The sequence below is a fragment of the Caloramator quimbayensis genome, from assembly GCF_900167605.1.
In the GTDB taxonomy this organism is placed as follows: domain Bacteria; phylum Bacillota; class Clostridia; order Clostridiales; family Caloramatoraceae; genus Caloramator_B; species Caloramator_B quimbayensis.
The window spans coordinates 1-19,017 of record NZ_FUYH01000019.1; the positions used below are offsets into that span (position 1 = coordinate 1).

Annotated in this window: 15 protein-coding genes; 2 read left to right on the forward strand and 13 right to left on the reverse strand. The window is 31.7% G+C overall.

Annotation, left to right across the window (positions count from 1 at the left end):
• The first annotated feature begins 196 nt into the window (after window positions 1–196).
• Window positions 197–331, forward strand: a complete 135-nt coding sequence (locus B5D15_RS15800; protein WP_278305576.1) for a hypothetical protein — start codon at window positions 197–199, stop codon at window positions 329–331.
• On the opposite strand, the gene B5D15_RS11180 is transcribed toward B5D15_RS15800, so the two are convergent.
• From B5D15_RS11180 to B5D15_RS11225, 10 genes are all read right to left on the reverse strand, one after another.
• Window positions 303–725 carry a hypothetical protein gene (locus B5D15_RS11180; RefSeq protein WP_078697210.1) on the reverse strand — a complete coding sequence of 141 codons (423 nt, stop codon included), beginning with the start codon at window positions 723–725 and terminating at the stop codon, window positions 303–305. The genes B5D15_RS15800 and B5D15_RS11180 overlap by 29 nt on opposite strands.
• A gap of 88 nt (window positions 726–813) precedes the next feature.
• Complete coding sequence (locus tag B5D15_RS11185) at window positions 814–1,488, reverse strand: hypothetical protein (protein WP_078697211.1); 675 nt, start codon at window positions 1,486–1,488, stop codon at window positions 814–816.
• A gap of 161 nt (window positions 1,489–1,649) precedes the next feature.
• A complete protein-coding gene (locus tag B5D15_RS11190) occupies window positions 1,650–3,227 on the reverse strand; it encodes a sodium:neurotransmitter symporter family protein (protein WP_078697212.1) in 1,578 nt (525 codons plus the stop codon).
• Between the two features lie 269 nt (window positions 3,228–3,496).
• On the reverse strand, window positions 3,497–4,150 hold the full coding sequence (locus B5D15_RS11195) for a S24 family peptidase (protein ID WP_078697213.1): 654 nt from the start codon (window positions 4,148–4,150) through the stop codon (window positions 3,497–3,499).
• Between the two features lie 300 nt (window positions 4,151–4,450).
• Complete coding sequence (locus B5D15_RS11200; RefSeq protein WP_078697214.1) at window positions 4,451–5,119, reverse strand: hypothetical protein; 669 nt, start codon at window positions 5,117–5,119, stop codon at window positions 4,451–4,453.
• Between the two features lie 155 nt (window positions 5,120–5,274).
• Window positions 5,275–8,319: a tetratricopeptide repeat protein gene (locus B5D15_RS11205; protein ID WP_078697215.1), complete on the reverse strand. Its 3,045-nt coding sequence runs from the start codon at window positions 8,317–8,319 to the stop codon at window positions 5,275–5,277.
• Window positions 8,320–8,404: 85 nt separating this feature from the next.
• On the reverse strand, window positions 8,405–9,022 hold the full coding sequence (locus tag B5D15_RS11210; protein WP_078697216.1) for a cyclodeaminase/cyclohydrolase family protein: 618 nt from the start codon (window positions 9,020–9,022) through the stop codon (window positions 8,405–8,407).
• 10 nt (window positions 9,023–9,032) lie between these two features.
• The gene (gene ftcD, locus B5D15_RS11215) at window positions 9,033–9,929 is read right to left on the reverse strand and encodes a glutamate formimidoyltransferase (protein ID WP_078697217.1); all 897 of its coding nucleotides are present in this window, start codon (window positions 9,927–9,929) and stop codon (window positions 9,033–9,035) included.
• Window positions 9,930–9,947: 18 nt separating this feature from the next.
• Entirely contained in the window at window positions 9,948–11,981 is a 2,034-nt protein-coding gene (locus B5D15_RS11220) for a urocanate hydratase (RefSeq protein WP_078697218.1), read from the reverse strand.
• A 192-nt stretch (window positions 11,982–12,173) separates the two neighbouring features.
• A complete protein-coding gene (locus B5D15_RS11225; protein ID WP_078697219.1) occupies window positions 12,174–13,475 on the reverse strand; it encodes a hexokinase family protein in 1,302 nt (433 codons plus the stop codon).
• Between the two features lie 147 nt (window positions 13,476–13,622).
• Between B5D15_RS11225 and B5D15_RS11230 the strand changes: the two genes are divergently transcribed.
• On the forward strand, window positions 13,623–15,704 hold the full coding sequence (locus tag B5D15_RS11230; RefSeq protein WP_078697220.1) for a methyl-accepting chemotaxis protein: 2,082 nt from the start codon (window positions 13,623–13,625) through the stop codon (window positions 15,702–15,704).
• 30 nt (window positions 15,705–15,734) lie between these two features.
• Here B5D15_RS11230 and B5D15_RS11235 read toward each other — a convergent pair whose 3' ends face one another.
• Genes B5D15_RS11235 through B5D15_RS11245 form a run of 3 tightly spaced genes read right to left on the reverse strand, consistent with a single transcriptional unit; the run spans window position 15,735 to window position 19,010 of the window.
• Window positions 15,735–16,022, reverse strand: coding sequence for a thiamine-binding protein (locus B5D15_RS11235; RefSeq protein ID WP_078697221.1), 288 nt, complete (start codon window positions 16,020–16,022; stop codon window positions 15,735–15,737).
• Window positions 16,023–16,026: 4 nt separating this feature from the next.
• The gene (locus tag B5D15_RS11240) at window positions 16,027–17,874 is read right to left on the reverse strand and encodes a cell division protein FtsA (RefSeq protein ID WP_078697222.1); all 1,848 of its coding nucleotides are present in this window, start codon (window positions 17,872–17,874) and stop codon (window positions 16,027–16,029) included.
• Window positions 17,875–17,891: 17 nt separating this feature from the next.
• A complete protein-coding gene (locus B5D15_RS11245) occupies window positions 17,892–19,010 on the reverse strand; it encodes a GNAT family N-acetyltransferase (protein ID WP_078697223.1) in 1,119 nt (372 codons plus the stop codon).
• Window positions 19,011–19,017: the final 7 nt, after the last annotated feature.

Sequence of the window (19,017 nt, forward strand, 5' to 3'; positions counted from 1 at the left end):
TATAATTATAGCATTTAATCTTATGCAGTTATATTTTTTTAGATGTATTAGAGGTTTTAGGAAGAAAAGAATGCTTCAAATAAATATTATTGAGGATATAAGAGATGAGAGATTTACAATAGAAGATACCTGGAATAATCCAGTATTTGAAAAAACTTAATGAAACAATAAAATTGGAAATTAATTATTTAAATTTTTGGGGGTAGGGGGAGTTATAACTATTTTTGCAACCTATAGAGCTGGTGGAATACCATTTCTTCAATATGATACAATAAAATGCAATTTCAGTAAAAATAAAAATTCTACTGGAATTTTGCTGCGAAATCTCTGAAAAAATAGTTCATTATTTGCGATGCAATATATGATGATATTGTAAACATCGATAGATTGGCTATATGTCTTGATATTTCTTTATGATGCATATATATTTTTTCATCAATTAAATAAGTTAAAAACCAAGAGGCAAATAAAAATACTATTGCATTCTTCATCCCAAAATTAAAAAAGACAAAGGCAAATATAGCATCGTTTAATTCAATATACATTTTTCCTATTTTTATGCCCATAGTACTAATAACAACAGCAACTATTAATGTAAGCAAATATAAAGCAGCATTTTTAGGGCTACTTATCCTAATATCCAAAAAAGATTCAAATAAAATTGGAATAGATATTATTAATAACGCAGCCCTAAAAATCTGCTGCCTTTTAGATTTATATTCCATAGCATTCACCTTGTTAAAAAAAAGTAAATATTTTATTAATATAAAATATACCACTTTATGTCATTTATTTCAAACAAAAAATGAATTTTCACACAAACATTTTTCTATATTTTATTCCCATTATCAAAGTATAAATAGATGATACCAATAGTATAAAACTTAATACTACAAAAGTAATTATTAAATTTCTTGCCGTTGCAGGAGTCTTATTAAACTGCTTTGAAAGAGACTCTATAAAAACATTAAAGTTTTTAGAAGCAAGGAATGCATTCCAAAGCCACGCAACAGATGTTAGAAGCGCCATGGGTATGCAGGATAATGCATATAAAAGTCCATTGTATGACCTGTTTCTAACTCCTTTAAGTCCAAGATATATAGGTATAATCATTATTAGAGGAAGTATATAAGAAAAATATTGAGGTGACAATGCAAAAAAGAGTATACACGTCAGCATATAAGATAGCACTATCCTGTTTAAAGGTTTTAAATTTTCATTGAAGTCATAAACAGCTGCGTTACAGTATCTTAAATAATATTCTATCTTACCCTTTTCATTAATGTTTGTATCCTTTATAAGCTCTTTACCCTTTTTTAAAAGGCTTTCATATGTTTCTTTATGATTATTCGGAACACCTATTTGCCTATATTTTTCTATAAGATTATTTATTTCTTTTATATATTTTTCTTTCTTTTTATTATCTATATTGCTTTTTTCAAGTTTTTTCCTAACATCTCCAAGCAAAACTACTAAACTGCTGTCCATAATTCTACCTCCTAATTACATTAACCCCCGCAAAGCGGGGGTTAAATATTTACTTACTGTGTTTTAATAATGATGAGAGGGTTATACCTACCGCAGCTAATATTATGCCCCAGGCTATTATCATAAAAACCAATGCGCTACCTGACATTTAAAACCCCTCCTTACTTTCTTATAGAAACTTTTGAAGTTTCAAGTTCTACTTTATATCTCTTCTTTATTGAAGTGTATGACTGATAGAATCCAAGGATTAATACAAGAACTATAAGAATTCTTGCAAAGAGTGCCCAGCTTCCAAGTCCAGCTTTAATATATACTTCAGGTATAAGGTTAAAGTAACCTTGGCTTATATAGTCCTTTGTTGAGAAGAAAAGAAGTATTATTGTAGCAACTGGTGTTAATACTTGAATGAATAAAGTAAAAAACCACTTTGGAACTTTCCAGTAGCTTCCTTTATTCATAGTTTCAAGGGCCTTATCCTTCATAAGCCATCCACAAGCTATAACTTCGATAAGTCCAAGAATTACGAGAAGATATGAACCTACCCAGTTATCAAGCTCGCTTAATACTGCAAGATCAGCTGTCTTTGTAAGACCTGCTTCAAGTCCAACTGGAAGACCAAGAATAATATAGAGTGCAAATACCATTATTGATGCTGTAGTCTTTTTAATTCCAAGCTCTTCTTCTATAAGTGCAACTATATAGTTGTACATCGCAATAGCGCTTGTAAATCCAGCAAAGAAAAGAAGTAAGAACCAGAAGGTACCAAATATCTGTCCTCCAGCCATCTGTCTGAAGATGTTTGGAAGAGCTATAAATGAAAGTCCAACACCGCTCTTTAATCCTTTTTCTCCAAGGAATGTATAAGCTATAGGAATAGCTATTGTTCCTCCAAGAATAACTTCAGCAAGTTCGTTTAATGATACCGTAGCAACACCTGATAAAACGATATCGTCCTCAGGTTTAAGGTATGATGCATAGTTTGGAATAATTCCCATACCAATCGACAATGTGAAGAATATCTGTCCTGCTGCTGCAAGAGCTGCTGTCCAGTTTAGCGCATCCCATCTCGGAGTCCAAATATAATTTAGTCCCGCAATTGGAGTCCAGTCTGGATTAACAGGTGCTCCAAGAGTTAATGTTCTTATAATAAGTAAAATTCCGAAAATATAAATCGTAGGCATCATAAATTTAGCCCATGCTTCTATACCTGCCTGAATACCTCTCATAACTGCAAAGCCTAAAAATCCGAGTGCTATAACCCAGAATACTATAAATCTTCCAGGGCTCTGAATATATTTAACAAATATGTCTCCTGTCTCAACTGCCTTATCCATATAACCGCCTGTTGCTGACATCCACGCATAACCGAGAGTCCATCCTATAATGTGATTGTAGTAGGAGTTTACAAGTACAGTAACTGCAAAGGCAAGTGCTCCTGCAAGGGCTCCAAGTACTGCAGCAGATTTTGGCTTAACTCCTTCTCTTGCCTGAAGATAAACCATAGGTCCTAAAGTACCATGTCCATATTTTCCGCCTTCACGTCCAAGATTCCACTCAACGAGCATAAGTGGTATACCAAGAAGTATAAGAGCCCCGAAATATGGTATCATGAAGGCTCCTCCACCATTTTTTGCCGCTTGGTATGGGAATCTCCAGAAGTTACCCAAACCAATGGCGTTTCCAGCCATAGCCAGAATCATTCCAAGTTTACTTCCCCAGTTTTCTCTTTTTTCTGACATGATAAACCTCCCTCCAAGAAATGAATTTTCTTATTATGATAATGCATTTATTAGAAAATTACAATAATATTTTATTAATTTTTCTTCACATTATGAATAATTTTTGAACATTTGAAAAATTTTTAACGGAGTTAATATTTAGATTTATCATGTATTATTCATTGTTTTTACATATATAAAATACCTTAATAATATATTTTTGCTATACAATACCATATATTTATTTTAATTGTTACATAATATTAAAGGGATTGTTATTTTATTAACCTTTATAACTCTATCTCCAATTTTACACATCTGCCAAGGACTGTGAAAGATTTAACATCTCTTGTTTCAGTTTTCAAATCATTTGAATGCGACAAGATAAGAACTTTATTCGAGTCTATTCTTTTAATTTGTCTTATGCATCTTTTGCCGTCGATATCTATAAGAGAAATTGAATTGTTTTGTATTTCAGAAGTTTCATATACTAATATTTTGTCATCCTTAAATATTCTAAAGCCTCTCATGCTGTCATCCGGTGCTTTAACATAAAAAAGCTTATCTGCTGAATAGCCCTCCACCTTCTTTTCAATAACTGGAAGGTACCTGTAATCATATATTTCCTTTAAATTAACACTGCATACAGGTATTTTCTTTAAAATATGCGCAAAGGCATCTTCCCATTGCTTATTTATGCTCTTTTTGTCCTCTGTTTCTTTTATATTTTCTATTGGCTCCGTAACCTCATCAAATATATCTTCATTTAAATTTACCTCAAGAAACTTTTCTATTTTTTTAATTAAATCCTCGTTAATTATTCTTTTACCTGATTCAACATCTAAAATAAATCCTTCTGAAACGCCCAGTTTTTTTGCAAGAGCTTTTACTGGTATACCCGCTCTTTGCCTTGCGTCCTGTATTTTTTGTCCTACTCTGCTCATATTAACACCTCTTTTTGTAATTCTAAAATGTTGGTAATAGTATACCAAAAAAAAGAAATTCTTAAAAGAATAAATTATACTGTTTTTATCTTTCCAATTTTTATGTTTATATATACTTATAATTTATTATGGCTTTTAAATTTAGCTTATTAAATATTTTAACAGCGTATATTGAAATCAAAGTCTAAATAACCTTAATGTTTTTTAATTAAAATAAAACCCATAATACTGCTGAAAGCTGTATAAAATTTTTGCTGCAGTATTATGGGTTTAAATTATTATTCCTGCTATAATTAAAATCTATTTAATATGCATAAAAGCTGAAACTGTAAAATTTGCAAATAGAACCGCAAACAAATTATAAATAATATGCTGTATACTCCAAATCGTAATATCCTTTGTCTTTATATACATGATGAAAGGTATTACAAAGATAACTGCCTGTGAGGCTATAAATATATAGTTGTCAAAACCTGGAGAAGGCATAAATCTTGTCCAAAAGAATGCATGGATAAGTCCTACGAATATGAAAGAAAATATTACTCCAACAGATTTATAAACCGCTCCTGCAAGTTCATAAATATTCATCCAAACAAGCTGTTCAAAGCATCCATTAAGAAGCGAAAAAGCAAATATATTTAAAATAGCATCCTTACTTAAATTAATATTGATTTCCCGAATACCGCTCCCCCTGATATAAAAATAAGCTGATATAGCTGTTGCCAAAAATAAAATTAGGGTTTCAATCCAAACTCTCTTAAATTGAGGTCTAAAATAAGGAAGTCTTTGTCCCATTATAAGCCTTAATATAATACCGCAGAACAACCAATAAATAACAGAAGATATAAAGGGTATACCTGTAACATCCATCAATCCCCTTGCTGCAAAAGGAAATAATAGAGCAAGTAATATACCAGCGAAAACTCTTATACCTTTTTCTTCTCTTGCAAATGTACTCTCTATAAACATATTAATCCCCCTTTAAACATGCTGCAGGCTTTATTTAATAATATCACAAATTTTATTTCGCGAATATAAATATTGGTAAATTATTTATTCTTCATATAAATTTTCAAAAGTAAAGCTAATATTACAGAGAAAGCTTATCATTCAAGATTTTTGTTTTAACTTTGGGGTTGCTTAATATAGGCCTTTTTAAAAACCTCAAGTATTTCTATCTCATAATTTTCCTTCGCCATGCTTAAAAATTCTGTTCCCTTTTGACAGTAGAGAAGAATTTCCTCTGTTAGATAATCTGAAAATGCGTTATATATTTTATCGTTGTTTTTCATATTGTGTTTTATCTCCGCTTTGATTCTAAAAACAATACCTATTTCATGAGGGCTTTTAAGTTTTTCTGCATACTTATCTGCTTTTTTAAGGTGCTCTTTGCTGTCAGAATATCTTCCTTCTTTTGTCAGCAAAAGAGCCATAAATCCTTCAGCTATTGCTCTCCCCCAAAGGGAACCGCTTATTTCATATAATTCAAGTGCATTTTTAAAGTAACTCTTTGCCCTTTCATAATCCCCCATTTCAAAGGCTGCCTGTCCTGCATTTCCATAGAATACTGCTGCAGCACCATTTGAATTTTTACCGCTTATAGATATCGCTCTATCATAATATTCAAGAGCTGAAGAAAACCTCATGTTCTTGCGCCTAATCTCTCCTATATAATTATAAGCAGCAGCAATATTCAAAGAATATATACATTGCCTTTGATTTAAAATATTAAATATATCTATTGATTCTTTAAGAAGCTCTTCCGCCCTTTCAAAATCCTTCATCATTACTCTGTTCAGTCCCTTTAATCTTAAAAGGCTTCCAGTTTCATACAAATTGTTAGTATCCTTTGATATTTTTAAAGCTGATTCAACATACTCTTCCATCATATTTTCATTATAGGTTTGTATGCAGTAAAAAATAATCTGTTTATAGCCCTTTAAAATTAAATCCTTATCACTGACAGCCTCTGCAATTTCTATCATTTTTTTTATATAAAATACCCCTTTATCATACTCTCCTTCTCTTATTAGATATCTTCCTTTTATATGAAGCAGCATAGCTTCATATTTTTTTACTTCTTCCTTTTCTTTATCCTTCCCCTCTTCTTTTATTTCTTCTATAAGCTTTTCAATATCAGTAATTTGTTTTATAGCATCAAAACTGTTAATTTGATTATCATCATTTTTGAAGTTATTTAAAACAGGGAAAAGTTCATGATTAAAATCAAGATATGCATTAACATTTTTTATGCTGTATTTTAATGCTGAAATCCTGTTCCCTGAGTTTATATAGTGATATATAAGTTTTGAATACAAATGTATGTCCCTATTGTCCCCCCTCAAATCTTTTTCTAAAAATTTGGCTATTCTTCCGTGCAGTATTATTCGTCTTGCCTGTGAAAGATTCGTATATATATATTCCCTTAGCTTTTGGTGAGTAAATTTATAGCATATATCAAAGGAATAGGCCTGCTCACTGATTATGTTCCTTTCCTGTATTTCTTCAATAATATCCATTATTTCCATATCATCCTTACCGCTTATCTCTTTAATAATACTGAAGGGAGCTTCATCAAAAAACATAGATATAATTCCAAGAATTTTCATTGCATTATCAGACAAATCAATAAATCTGCTTTTAATTAAATCTACAATCCTTTCTGATTTAAAGTCAATTTCCTTATTTCTTAATATACTGCTTATAAATTCAACTATAAAAAAAGTATTTCCCTCTGTTTCTTTAAAAATCCTTCTCCTTATATCATCAGTTAAATTATAATCTGGAAGAGCTGTTTTTATGAAATCTTCAGTTTGTTCTAAATCAAATCTTTTAATTTCTATTTTATATAACTTTTCATATCTGGACATTAGGGTAAGAAACTTGTCTACTCTCCTGCCATATCCATCTCTTATAGTCATAACTATCATGATATTTTCCACGCTTTTCAATAAAAAATCCTCTATAAGATTAATGCTCATACTATCAGCCCATTGTATATCTTCAAATACTATGATTATTTTTCTATTTTTAGATATGGCTTCAATAATTTTAAATACTGCCTCCTCAGACCTTCCATATTTCATATTATTAAAATTATCTATAGTTTCATTACTTCCTAATTCATCAAAAAGATTTGGAAACATATATGATGCAGATTTTATTATGCTTTCATTTATTTCTATATCGCTTTTTTTAATAAATTCCCATAGAGCATACATAACTGTATTCCATGGTTTTAAAAAATAGTTTTCTTCTGCCTGATAACAATTGGTTTGGATTAATAATACACCCTCATTAATTCCCTTTACAAATTCATCCTTAAGCCTTGTTTTTCCTATCCCTGCTTCTCCTGTTATTGCTGCAGCCTTTGAAATTTTACTTTTTAAAAATTCCATATATATTTTTTTAAGCTCTTTAAGCTGCTTCTCTCTTCCATAAAAAATATCTTTTTTGATTTGTTTTACCTCTTTTCCCTTTTCTCTTATGTCAAGTATCCTGTCTAAAACAGTCTTCGTTTTTAATTCAGGAGTAATTCCAAGTTCTTTTTCTAATACAAAAGATAGTTTATTATATAATTCTATGGCTTTATTATACATTCCTTTTGCAGAATATATCTTCATAAGAATTCTATATGCCTTCTCATCGAGCTCATCTATTGAAATTAAAATCTTTGCAAATTTCTCAGCTAAATCATAGTTTTCATCATTAAGATGGTTTTTAAGTTCATCATATATGTTTTTTTGCTGAGCCTCCTTAAAATATTCCCGGTTAGCCAAAACCCAATTATCGAAGTTTTCACTATCTTTAAGTGAAAACCCCCTTAAAAATTCTCCATAGGTATCAACTTTTTTTTTATTTTCTATATCATCTATATCCTTAACCAAATTAATATTGGGATTTATCATAAGAATTGATTTTTGAGGTGATATTATTATATCCATATCAAACGCTTTTTTTATTTTATATATGCTGTCCCTTAGATTTTTCTTTGCGCTTTCCTCATCATTATCAGGCCATAATAGGCTGCATACTTCATCCCTTGTCGCCTGTTTTTTTAGTATCATATAATAAAAAAGCGCCTCTGCCTTTTTGAAAGGGAAAGCTACTATTTCATAATTCTTAAAAACAGCCGGAGCATCAAGCATTTTTACATATATAAAATCCACATTTTTCCCCTCCCAAATCTTATAATAACATTATAGCATAAAAAAAGGCTCATGATACTTTAAGTATCATAAGCCTTCTGCAAAATTACAGTACTACTTTTTTAAGAATTTCCTCTTCTCTTTTACAAACAGCTTTTTCAATATCTGAAACTTCTTTTGAAATTTCTTTTACGAAATTTTCATCCTTTATTGAAAGAAGATTTATTTTAACATTATATAGAGCTGATAATACAGCTGTCCTCGCCATCATCGCAGCAACTGCTCCATCTGTTATAGCATTTTTGTTCCCTTTTAAAACGATTTCTTCAATTGTATCCATAAGGGAAAGCCCATTCTTTGCTACCTTTAAAGGAACGAGTGCTGCCTTTTTTGAAGCTTCTTCAATAGCTTCTTTTCTTGCCTTTATTTCTTCTTCATTATTTTTAGGCATTTTTAATGCTTTCATAAATTCATTAAAAGACTCAGCATCCTCATCGATATCCTTTACAAAGCCCTCTCTGTATTTTCCTGCAGTATCTATAATCTTTGGCATATATTCCTGAACATTTTCATATCCTTTTTTTCCAACTGTAAGGTTTGCAACCATCTGTGTAAGCGCTGCAGAGATTGCTCCTGACAATGCTGCTATGCTTCCTCCTCCAGGCACAGGAGAATTTGATGCAGTTTCATCCAAAAATTCTAACAGACTCTTTTCTGACAGCATACTATTCCTCCTACTCCATTATTCTCGTTTCTAAAATCTGTTCCATAGAAAAGTCTTCAATTCCAAGATAATAAACAGCTGTATCGATTAGGGCTTCCATAGGAACAAGACCTATAATTTCGCTTCCAGCAACGCTCACGCCATATCTTTTTGCTTCTATTTTAATAAGTTCAAAGGCCCTATAGAGCGCTGTTTTTGTATAATCGGTCATGTTCATCGAAACTTGAACTATGCCTCTGTCCTTAAGTTCAACTCCTATAGCTTTGCAGTATCTTAATCCTCCGCCTATAAATCTGACGTTCTTTGCAATTTTATTTGCTATCTCTATATTATTAGTATTAAGATTAACATTAAATGCAACGAGAGGCATTCTTGCACCAATTGCAACAACTCCTGCTGTAGGATGAACCTCTGCTATTCCAAAGTCAGGCTTCCACTGAGGCTGTTTTATCTTTTCAAACATGCCTTCAAATTCGCCTTTTCTTATGTTTGCAAGGTTTTCTCTATCAGGAGATGATGCGGATTTTTCATAAAGGAACACAGGAAGATTATATTTTTCTGAAACAATTTTTGCAACTTCCTTTGAAAGCTCAACCGCCTCAGTCATGCTTATATTTTTTATTGGAATAAAGGGAACAACATCAACAGCTCCCATCCTTGGATGCTGCCCACTGTGATTTCTAAGATCAATAACTTCAACTGCAACTCCAATTGCTTCAATAACAGCTTCTTTTACAGCATCGGGTTCTCCAACAACAGTAACAACCACCCTGTTATGATCCTCATCCCTTTTATAATCGAGAAGCTTTACATTATCCTTGCCTCTAAAAGGATTTACTATTTTTTCAATCTTTTCAAGATCTCTGCCTTCGCTGAAATTTGGAACACATTCAATTATCTTTTTCATTTTATCACCTGTACCTTTCTAATTTCTGCTTTTAAACCCTTCCTCTACAACTTTTTTAATTAAATCCTCAGATGGAATATATGGAAGAGTTATGTGATCTGTTCCCTTGTTAAGTTTATTATACTCTATACTCGTTTCAATAGAATGTTCATTTCTTGCCCATGCACGTCTTGCAACTCCTCCCATAACATCCCAAAGCATTGCTGATTTTATTATCTCATCTACTCTCTCGCTTCCATCGAGAACAAGTCCAAATCCTCCATTTATTGCCTTTCCTATTCCAACGCCACCGCCGTTATGAAGTGCAATAAGGCTCATACCGCGGGCAGCATTCCCTGCAAAGCACTGAACAGCCATATCAGCCATAATATTGCTTCCATCTTTTATATTTGCAGTTTCTCTAAAAGGCGAATCAGTCCCGCTTACATCATGATGATCTCTTCCGAGCATTATAGGCCCTACTTCTCCTTTTCTTACCATATCATTAAACTTCAGCGCTATTTTCATTCTTCCATAGGCATCCTGATAAAGTATTCTCGCTTGAGTTCCAACTACAAGTTTATTTTTTTCTGCATCTCTTATCCAGATATAATTATCCCTGTCTTGGCCTCTTCTATCAGGATCGATGCATTCCATTGCAGCATGGTCAGTCTTTATAAGGTCTTCGTGCTTCCCGCTGAGGCATACCCATCTAAAAGGTCCATATCCATAATCAAAAAGTTCCGGTCCCATTATATCCTCCACATATGAGGGGAATATGAATCCATCCCTTTCATCTATTCCGTTTTTGGATATTTCCTTAACCCCAGCATCGTAAACTGCCTTCATAAAGGAATTGCCATAGTCAAAGAAATATGTCCCTCTGTCAACAAGATTTTTAATAAGTTCAAAATGTCTTCTAAGGCTTCTATCAACATATTCCTTAAATTTATTTCTATCGGTTTTTAAAAGATGAGTTCTTTCTTCAAAAGTAAGACCCTGTGGACAGTACCCTCCGTCATATGCAGCATGGCATGATGTCTGATCCGACAAAAGCTCTACCTTTATATTGTTTTTAACAACATATTCCAGTAAATCTACTATATTCCCATAGTATGCTATAGATATAGGTTCTTTCTTCTTTAAATATTCATCTGCAATTTTAAATACCTCATCGAGATCTTCAGATATAACCTTAACCCATCCTTGGTCATGCCTTGTCTTTATTCTCGAATAATCAACTTCGGCTATTATTCCAACTGCATTTGCAATTTCTGCAGCCTTTGGCTGAGCACCGCTCATTCCTCCAAGACCTGAGGATATAAATATATGCCCTCTTAAATCCTCACTCTGACCAATGCCAAGCTTCTTACGCCCTGCATTAAGAATAGTATTAAATGTTCCATGAACTATTCCCTGAGGTCCTATATACATCCATCCTCCTGCTGTCATCTGACCATAGTTTGCAACCCCCATCTGCATTGCATAATGCCAATCCTTTTGAGTATCAAACATACCAACCATCATTGCATTGGTTATTATTACTCTTGGAGCTTCGGGTTTTGATTTGAAAAGTCCGAGAGGATGCCCAGATTCAATTACAAGTGTTTGATTATCAGTCATAATCTCAAGATACTTCTTAATAAGTCTATATTGCATCCAGTTCTGGCATACCTGTCCTGTCTCTCCATAGGTTACAAGTTCATAAGGATAAAGTGCAACTTCAAAATCGAGGTTATTATCTATCATAACCTGAAATGCCTTTCCCTCTATGCAGTTTCCCTTATATTCATCGATTGGTTTTCCATATATTCTTCCCTCAGGTCTAAACCTATAGCCATATATTCTTCCTCGAGTCATAAGTTCGTTTAAAAATTCAGGTGCAAGAACTTCATGGTATTTTTCAGGTATATATCTTAATGCGTTTTTTAGAGCTATTTCAGTCTGCTCTTTAGTTAAAGTAAATCCTCTGTCAGGAGCTCTTCTAATTCCTGATACAAACTCAGGCATCTTTGGAAGCTCATCATCAAGCTTTATAGTCATAGCTTCACTAATATCGATATTGCTAAACATTTAATCACTCCCTTAAATGATATTTTACTATCATAATTATATTTTATGTGCGTCTATAATCCGTCTAATTATTTTAAATATATTTTGACCTAAAAAAAATTGCTTTAAAAAAGCCCATGATACTGAAAAGAAGGCAGTGCTTTATAAAAATTAACCTTTCAGCATTATGAGCTTAAAATATTTCACTAAAAATCAATTGATAAGTCCCGCTATTGCAGCTCCTATAACCGGGGCATTGTCCATCTTTATAAATTCAACAAAGTATCCCATTTCGTCGTTAATATTCTTCCTTACATAATAATCAAGTTTCTCCTTAAAGCCCTTGAGCTTATAAAAAGTTGAACCATCTGCTGTAATGCATACAGGTTTTAAAGGATTTTTCCCCTTTCCACTTTTCTTAATTGTTCCGGCAAGGCTTACAGCTATTATCTTTGAAGCTCTTTCTATCATAAAATCTATTATATAAAATAGCGTCAAACGGTCATCTTCATCAAAGCAGCAATTTGAAAGTATATTATTTGAATATGGCAAATTTAAAAATTCGCTTACGTCTTTTAAGTTTAAAGAATCTAAATTATTGATATTAGAAGAAAATTCCTTTGTGAAGAGATTATTTTTGCAAGCTTTTTTTATAGTTTTAAATATAAGCGGCCCTAAGTACCTCCCTGATACCATCTTTTCAAATAGATATTCATTTGGGTCAATCATTTCCCTGTCAAATTCCTCATCTATAAGACCCCGTTTTATTTTTCCATATCCCCCTGATTCCATATTTATAATCATATTTTCTGATTCATTAAATTCTGTAATCTTTCTTATATTTTTACACTCCTCAATATAACATGTGTTAGTTCCTGTACCAAGTATAAATCCTATATAGCTTTCAAAATTCTTATCAGGACAAAAAGCCTTTCCTCCAAGAAGAGTTGCTACCGTATCGTTTAATATTACAATTTTTTTATCGCCATATCCCCTGTCTTTAATCCTCTTTAGTATATTCTCTCCTATTATATCCCCTATAATCCCATCTATCTTAACTTGTTTACTCATCTGAAGCACAATTCCGTCTTTATTTGGAAGAACCTTCGTAGGATAGGAGAAGCAAAAACCTATTCTGTCACCCTTGTTAAGAACAGGTTCTACATAATCAACTACTTTATCATAGAATTCTTCCTTTGATATTTCTCTATCTGACCCAGGCATTGGATATACATTAAAATCGGTTATTTGAGGCTGCTTTTTATCATCAAAAGTAACAACGGCAACTCTAAAGTTCGTTCCTCCCGCATCCATTACGATAACAGGTTTATTTGACGGTATATTCCCATCTATTGTTAAATATGTAGGTATCATCTTTAACGTTCCTTCATCAGATAAAAGCCCCTTTTCCATCTCACTTATAAAATCATCACAGCTTTCCTTAAAAGGAATATCTTCATAATACATATTATTATCCCTTAAAAAACTTATTACTTTGCTTTTAATGTTGTCCATTTTCAAACCCTCGCTTTTAAAATTTAATAAATATTCACATTATTTTTCATGATACAATATAATAAAAATCTCTGCAATACCGAAAATATATAATGGGGTATATATTCCATAAAAACATTATTATGGAATGATAAGGGGGAATATTATATGAAAAAGAAATTAAAACTATCCAATCCATTTAGCAGCGCAAATTGTCGCTCAATTAAAAAAATTAAAATCCATTTTCTATCAAAAGACAAACTTTCAACTAAACTTATTAAAGTCATAGCATCTACAACAGCCTTATCTTTTATACTGCTTATATCTCTCGTCACTTCTATTGTAGTATCATCTACTAAAAAACAGTATATAAATTCTGCTAACCAAATATTAAATCAAAATAAAAATCATATTGAATATATAATAAATAGTATCAGCAATTACTCTTTGCAGATAACCTCGGATAAGGATTTAATTAGCACAATATCTTTATATAGCAGCTATAATAATGATTACGACAGATTAACTGCATATAATACCGTACAAAATAAAATTCGCTCAATTGCTCTTTCAAACAATATAATAAGCAGCATTCATATTATAGGAATTGATGGTTTTAAATGCGGCTATCCAGATATACAATCCGACATTACAATAGATAAAATACCCTATTATAACGAAATATCTAAAATCAAAACCTCAGACTTTTGGACACCGCCTTTGAATCTAAAGTTAGGATATAACGACAATTTTTGTATTGCTAATTATACTATCATAAAAAATCTATTAAATGCAAAGGATATCGGTATACTTATAATTGGCATTAAACCCCACGAATTATCAAAAGCACTTGTTTCTCAAAACAGCTTATCAACGATTTACATAGTCGATGATAAGGGTAATATAGTAGCTCATCCTAATCAAGATTTAGTTGGTAAAAATATTAAAGAAAAAGGTCTTAAACTTGACTCCTTCGAAGGTTCATTTAATTATAAAAACAATAATAAAGATATGTTTGTAGTTTATACAACCTCAAATGTGAATGGATGGAAATTTGTTTACGAAATGCCTAATTCTCTATTAACGCAAAACGCAAATACTATTAGAAATTATATAATCTTAATAGGTATATTATCTATTTTATTTATAATTGCAATTATAACTATATATATGAACAAACTCTTAAAACCACTTGAAACTATTTCTATAGCCGCAAAGAGCATTGAATCCGGCAATCTTAATACGAGTATAAATATAAAATCTAACGATGAAATAGGCCTTCTCTCAAAAACCTTTAACAATATGGTACAAAATCTAAAAGCAATGATAGAAAGAATAATAAGTGTAATTGATGAAACAAAAAATGTTAATCAAAAAGTCAGCAGCGATATAATTGAACTTTATGCTCAAATTCAGGAAATATCTGCAAGCATGCAGTCTATATCACAGGGAGCCTTAAATCAGAATGAAAAAACTTATTCCTGCAGCGAAATGGTTAAATCCTTTGGAGATAGCTTAAAAGATGTAATAAACTTGTTTTCAAATATTGATAAAAAATCTCGATACGCAATGGATAAAAGTCAGAATGGAATATCCTACATAAATGGAGTTGGCGAAAAATTTGTAGAAAATACAAAACTTATAGATGATATGAAAAATATCTCCTTTGAGCTAACAAACAGCACAAAAAACATAGAATCTATTCTTGATGATATAAATAAAATATCTGAACAGACAAATCTTTTAGCCCTTAATGCTGCTATTGAAGCTGCAAGGGCAGGAGATGCCGGCAAAGGATTTATGGTTGTAGCTGAAGAGGTTAGAAAACTTGCTGACAGCTCCAAAAAATCTGCAACAAGCATTGCTAAAATAATAAACGACATAGACACAAAGATTGCTAAAACCTCAGAAACTATAATCAACATATCAAAAGTATTAAGCTCTCAAACAAGCTCAATAAGTGAAATTACTTCCATTTTTAATGAAATAAATCTTTCTTTTAATGAAGCATTAAACAGCATTCAATGTTTTGCAGAAACCTTTAAAAATATTGACAATCAAAAGAATGATATAATTAATTCCATATCTGAAATAGCTGATATTTCTCAAAATACCTCCTCAGCTATTCAAGAAATAAGTGCTTCTTCAGAGGAACAAGTAAAAGTTGTTGAAAATGTTAAGCAGCTTATGTCAGAGCTTGATGAAGTTTCTGATAAGCTCCAGTCTATGGCATCACAATTCCAAATATAATTAAAAACCACCCTTGCCGGGTGGTTTTTACTACCTATATTTTTTTATCTTTTCATCAATAGTAACCCCATCTTTTTTGTAGTCGATTTTAACTATTGAAATAACCCTGCCTGCCCCTTCATTTATGCAAATCTCCTGAGATTTTTCAACAATTTTTAAAAGTTCCGATAATTCTCCTTCCATTGTTGTTTCCATAGGCCCTACCTCATACCTTACATTGCATGATGAAATGTATTCAATTACTTTATCAACTACACTATAGAGCCTTTCATCCTCAACGTTTGGTATTATTTGAAGGCTGAGATTGCAATTTGGCATATTATCACTCCTGTTCTAAATATATATCGATTGAATCTCCATCCTTTAAAACATCAGTATAAGCAGCATCCTTTCCATTTAATTTCAAAGTTATTCCTTTAGCCTTTGAAATATCAAAATCTATGTAATTAAATATATCAACAAATATATACTCTTCCTTACCCACAAGCTTTATTTTATTCCCATTTACAATTACTTCTATTCCATCTTTAAGCTCTTTTGCTGCAGCGACTTCATCCTTTAGTTCCCCTAATTCATAATTTTTTATATTATTTTCTTCTTTAATTTCTATATTATCCCCATTTGCAATTACATAATCCCTTTGTACATATTCACCATTCACCTTAGCTGCAGCATCATTAAAACCATACAGCTCATATAAATCATTAACAGTAACTACTGCATCTTCCCCTGATTGTGCAGTTTTTATAATTATATTATCTCCATTATTTATCTCAGTCTTTAAATTTTGAGGCTCACCATTTACATAAACCTCACAGGGCTTTGCCATTCCTCCTAAAATCGTTTTTTCTACTCCATTTAATATAAAGTTTACTGGTTTTCCGTTTCTTCCTATAATCTGTTCTCCCCTAAAACCTGCATAAATAAGAGCATCTGAAACCATAAGCTTTCTTGAATTTAAAAGCTTTATCTCTTTTTCGTTGACATTTACATATATAAAATTTCTTCCCCTTTGCATATTAGCAGTTGCAGCTATTCCTAAGGGGGTTATAATTTCAGGTCCTGAAATTTTTTTCCCCCTATACTTTACATTCTTTAAAACCTCTGTACCTCTTACTGCCACCCTTTGAATAGGAAGATTCAGCTTTTGTGCTACAAACTTATCAAGATTTTCAATTTTGCTTCCACCTCCTATTAAAAAAACCGCTCCTGGGGCTTTCCCATTATATTCTAATATCTTTTGTACTATTGAATCCGATAGATTTTCAACGCTGTTTTTAATAACTTCTTTTATTTCCTGAGACTTTTTTACCTGTTTTATTCCCATAACGTCTGTAAATGTGATTTCCTTTTTGCTGCTTAAAGAAAGTTTTATTTTTTCTGCAGTATTAAAATCTACAAGATAATTTTGACATATTGTCTCGGTTATTTCATCCCCTGCAATAGGTACCATAGCATAGGCAACTACTGAACCGTCTTTAGTTATTGCAATATCAGAAGTGCCAGCACCTATATCAACAAGACAAAGATTTAGCATCCTTAAATCCTTAGGTATTGCAACATTTATTGCTGCAATTGGCTCTAAAGTAAGATTCGAAACTTCAAGATTTGCTTTTTTAACTACTGCATAAAGGCTTTCAATAACAGTTTGAGGCAGAAAAGTTGCAAGTATATCTGCACCTATGGATTTGCCTCTATGATTTAAAAGAGTAGATATTATATACCCATTGAGGTAATAGTTTATTATGCTGTATCCAACACAATAATATGTAGTCTTTTCATCTTCCATTAAATCATCATCTATACTTTTTTGTGCAAGTTCAATTCCTTCCATTTCAAGACTGCTTATCATTTCACTATTAATATCGCAAATAAAATCAAAGCTTTTATTTATATTTATCTTTTTAGTCTTTAATGCTCTTCCCGCAGCAGCTATAGCAACCTTATTAAGTGATAATCCAAGTCTTTTTTCAAGTTTTTCCTTTATCTTTATAACTACTTTGGCTACTTCATCTATATCATGTACTTGTCCATCATACATAGCTCTGCTTTTATGCTCTAAAACCTCTATAGCAGCAACCTCAAACATATCATCTTTTTCATATCCTATAACACCAACTACAGTCCTTGTACCTATGTCCAGAGCAAATACAAAATCATCGTTATTCATAAAAGCCACCTCAAAAGTTAAATATGCTTCTTATAAATCCTATAGGTTCTATAGTGTTTTCCTCCAATACCCTCAGCATCTCTTCTCATAGATAGATTAGTTTCTCCAATAGTTGAACCCTCACCATAAATATACCCTTTTTTAAGTCCCGCTTCAAATACTTTATAAAGCATTGCAGCGCTGACACCTTTTTTTCTGTATTCTGGTATAACAAACAGTATAAAAAGCCTTCCTGCGTTAATTTTTCTTTTATAATACAAAAACTTGAATATACCAAAAGGAAAAAGTCTTCCATTCAGATGTTTCAAAATTTGATTATAATCAGGAAGAGCAACAGCAAAACCTATTGGCTTGTCCTTATTCCTTGCAATAACTATTATATCCGAATCAACCATGGGCTTTAAATTCTTTGCCTCTGCTTTAATATCATCGAGAGATGGAGGTGTTAAATCCTCCCACTCTTCAGGCATAGCTATATCTAATATCTTTTTTATGTCCTCTATTTCTTTGTCAAGATTTTTTAAATCCAATTTATCTATACGATAATCATATTTTTTCATAGCATAATCTACGACTTTTTTATATTTTAAAAAATCAGCATCCTTCAAATCATAGTAATAAGCATAAAGATCAATAAATTTTTCAAATCCATAATCTTCAAAAAATTTTACATAATATTCAGGGTTATATGAATTCATTAATACAGGAGGTCCATCAAACCCCTCAACTAAAAGGCCTCTATAATCATCTCCATTTGTAGGTGAAACTGGTCCTCTAATAGTGTCTATCCCCATGTTTTTAAGATATTTTGCTGCTTCATCAAAGAGTAAAAATGCAATATTCTTGTCGTTAATACATTCAAACAGACATATGTATCCTTCATTTATACCCTTTTTAATATTTAAGTCAGCATTTATTCCTACACAAATTCTTCCAACAGGTTTATTTCCATTATAGGCAATAAAAAATGCATGCTGCCCATTTGCAAACAAAGGGTTATTTTTACCTATAAGTTTATTCATTAAATCGAATTTTAAAGGTGGAACATAGTTTTCATCTTTTTTATATATATCCCATGATAATTCTATAAACTCCTTCAATCCCCTTTTGCTTTTTACTTCCTTTATATTTATCATAGCATCC

Bases quoted from the DNA above. Each gene is read 5' to 3' on its own strand.
- B5D15_RS11180 (WP_078697210.1), bottom strand. From the start codon at position 725: ATGGAATATAAATCTAAAAGGCAGCAGATTTTTAGGGCTGCGTTATTA.
- B5D15_RS11190 (WP_078697212.1), bottom strand. From the start codon at position 3,227: ATGTCAGAAAAAAGAGAAAACTGGGGAAGTAAACTTGGAATGATTCTG.
- B5D15_RS11245 (WP_078697223.1), bottom strand. From the start codon at position 19,010: ATGATAAATATAAAGGAAGTAAAAAGCAAAAGGGGATTGAAGGAGTTT.
- B5D15_RS11200 (WP_078697214.1), bottom strand. From the start codon at position 5,119: ATGTTTATAGAGAGTACATTTGCAAGAGAAGAAAAAGGTATAAGAGTT.
- B5D15_RS11210 (WP_078697216.1), bottom strand. From the start codon at position 9,022: ATGCTGTCAGAAAAGAGTCTGTTAGAATTTTTGGATGAAACTGCATCA.
- ftcD (WP_078697217.1), bottom strand. From the start codon at position 9,929: ATGAAAAAGATAATTGAATGTGTTCCAAATTTCAGCGAAGGCAGAGAT.
- B5D15_RS11235 (WP_078697221.1), bottom strand. From the start codon at position 16,022: ATGCCAAATTGCAATCTCAGCCTTCAAATAATACCAAACGTTGAGGAT.
- B5D15_RS11185 (WP_078697211.1), bottom strand. From the start codon at position 1,488: ATGGACAGCAGTTTAGTAGTTTTGCTTGGAGATGTTAGGAAAAAACTT.
- B5D15_RS11230 (WP_078697220.1), top strand. From the start codon at position 13,623: ATGAAAAAGAAATTAAAACTATCCAATCCATTTAGCAGCGCAAATTGT.
- B5D15_RS11225 (WP_078697219.1), bottom strand. From the start codon at position 13,475: ATGGACAACATTAAAAGCAAAGTAATAAGTTTTTTAAGGGATAATAAT.
- B5D15_RS11220 (WP_078697218.1), bottom strand. From the start codon at position 11,981: ATGTTTAGCAATATCGATATTAGTGAAGCTATGACTATAAAGCTTGAT.
- B5D15_RS11195 (WP_078697213.1), bottom strand. From the start codon at position 4,150: ATGAGCAGAGTAGGACAAAAAATACAGGACGCAAGGCAAAGAGCGGGT.
- B5D15_RS11240 (WP_078697222.1), bottom strand. From the start codon at position 17,874: ATGAATAACGATGATTTTGTATTTGCTCTGGACATAGGTACAAGGACT.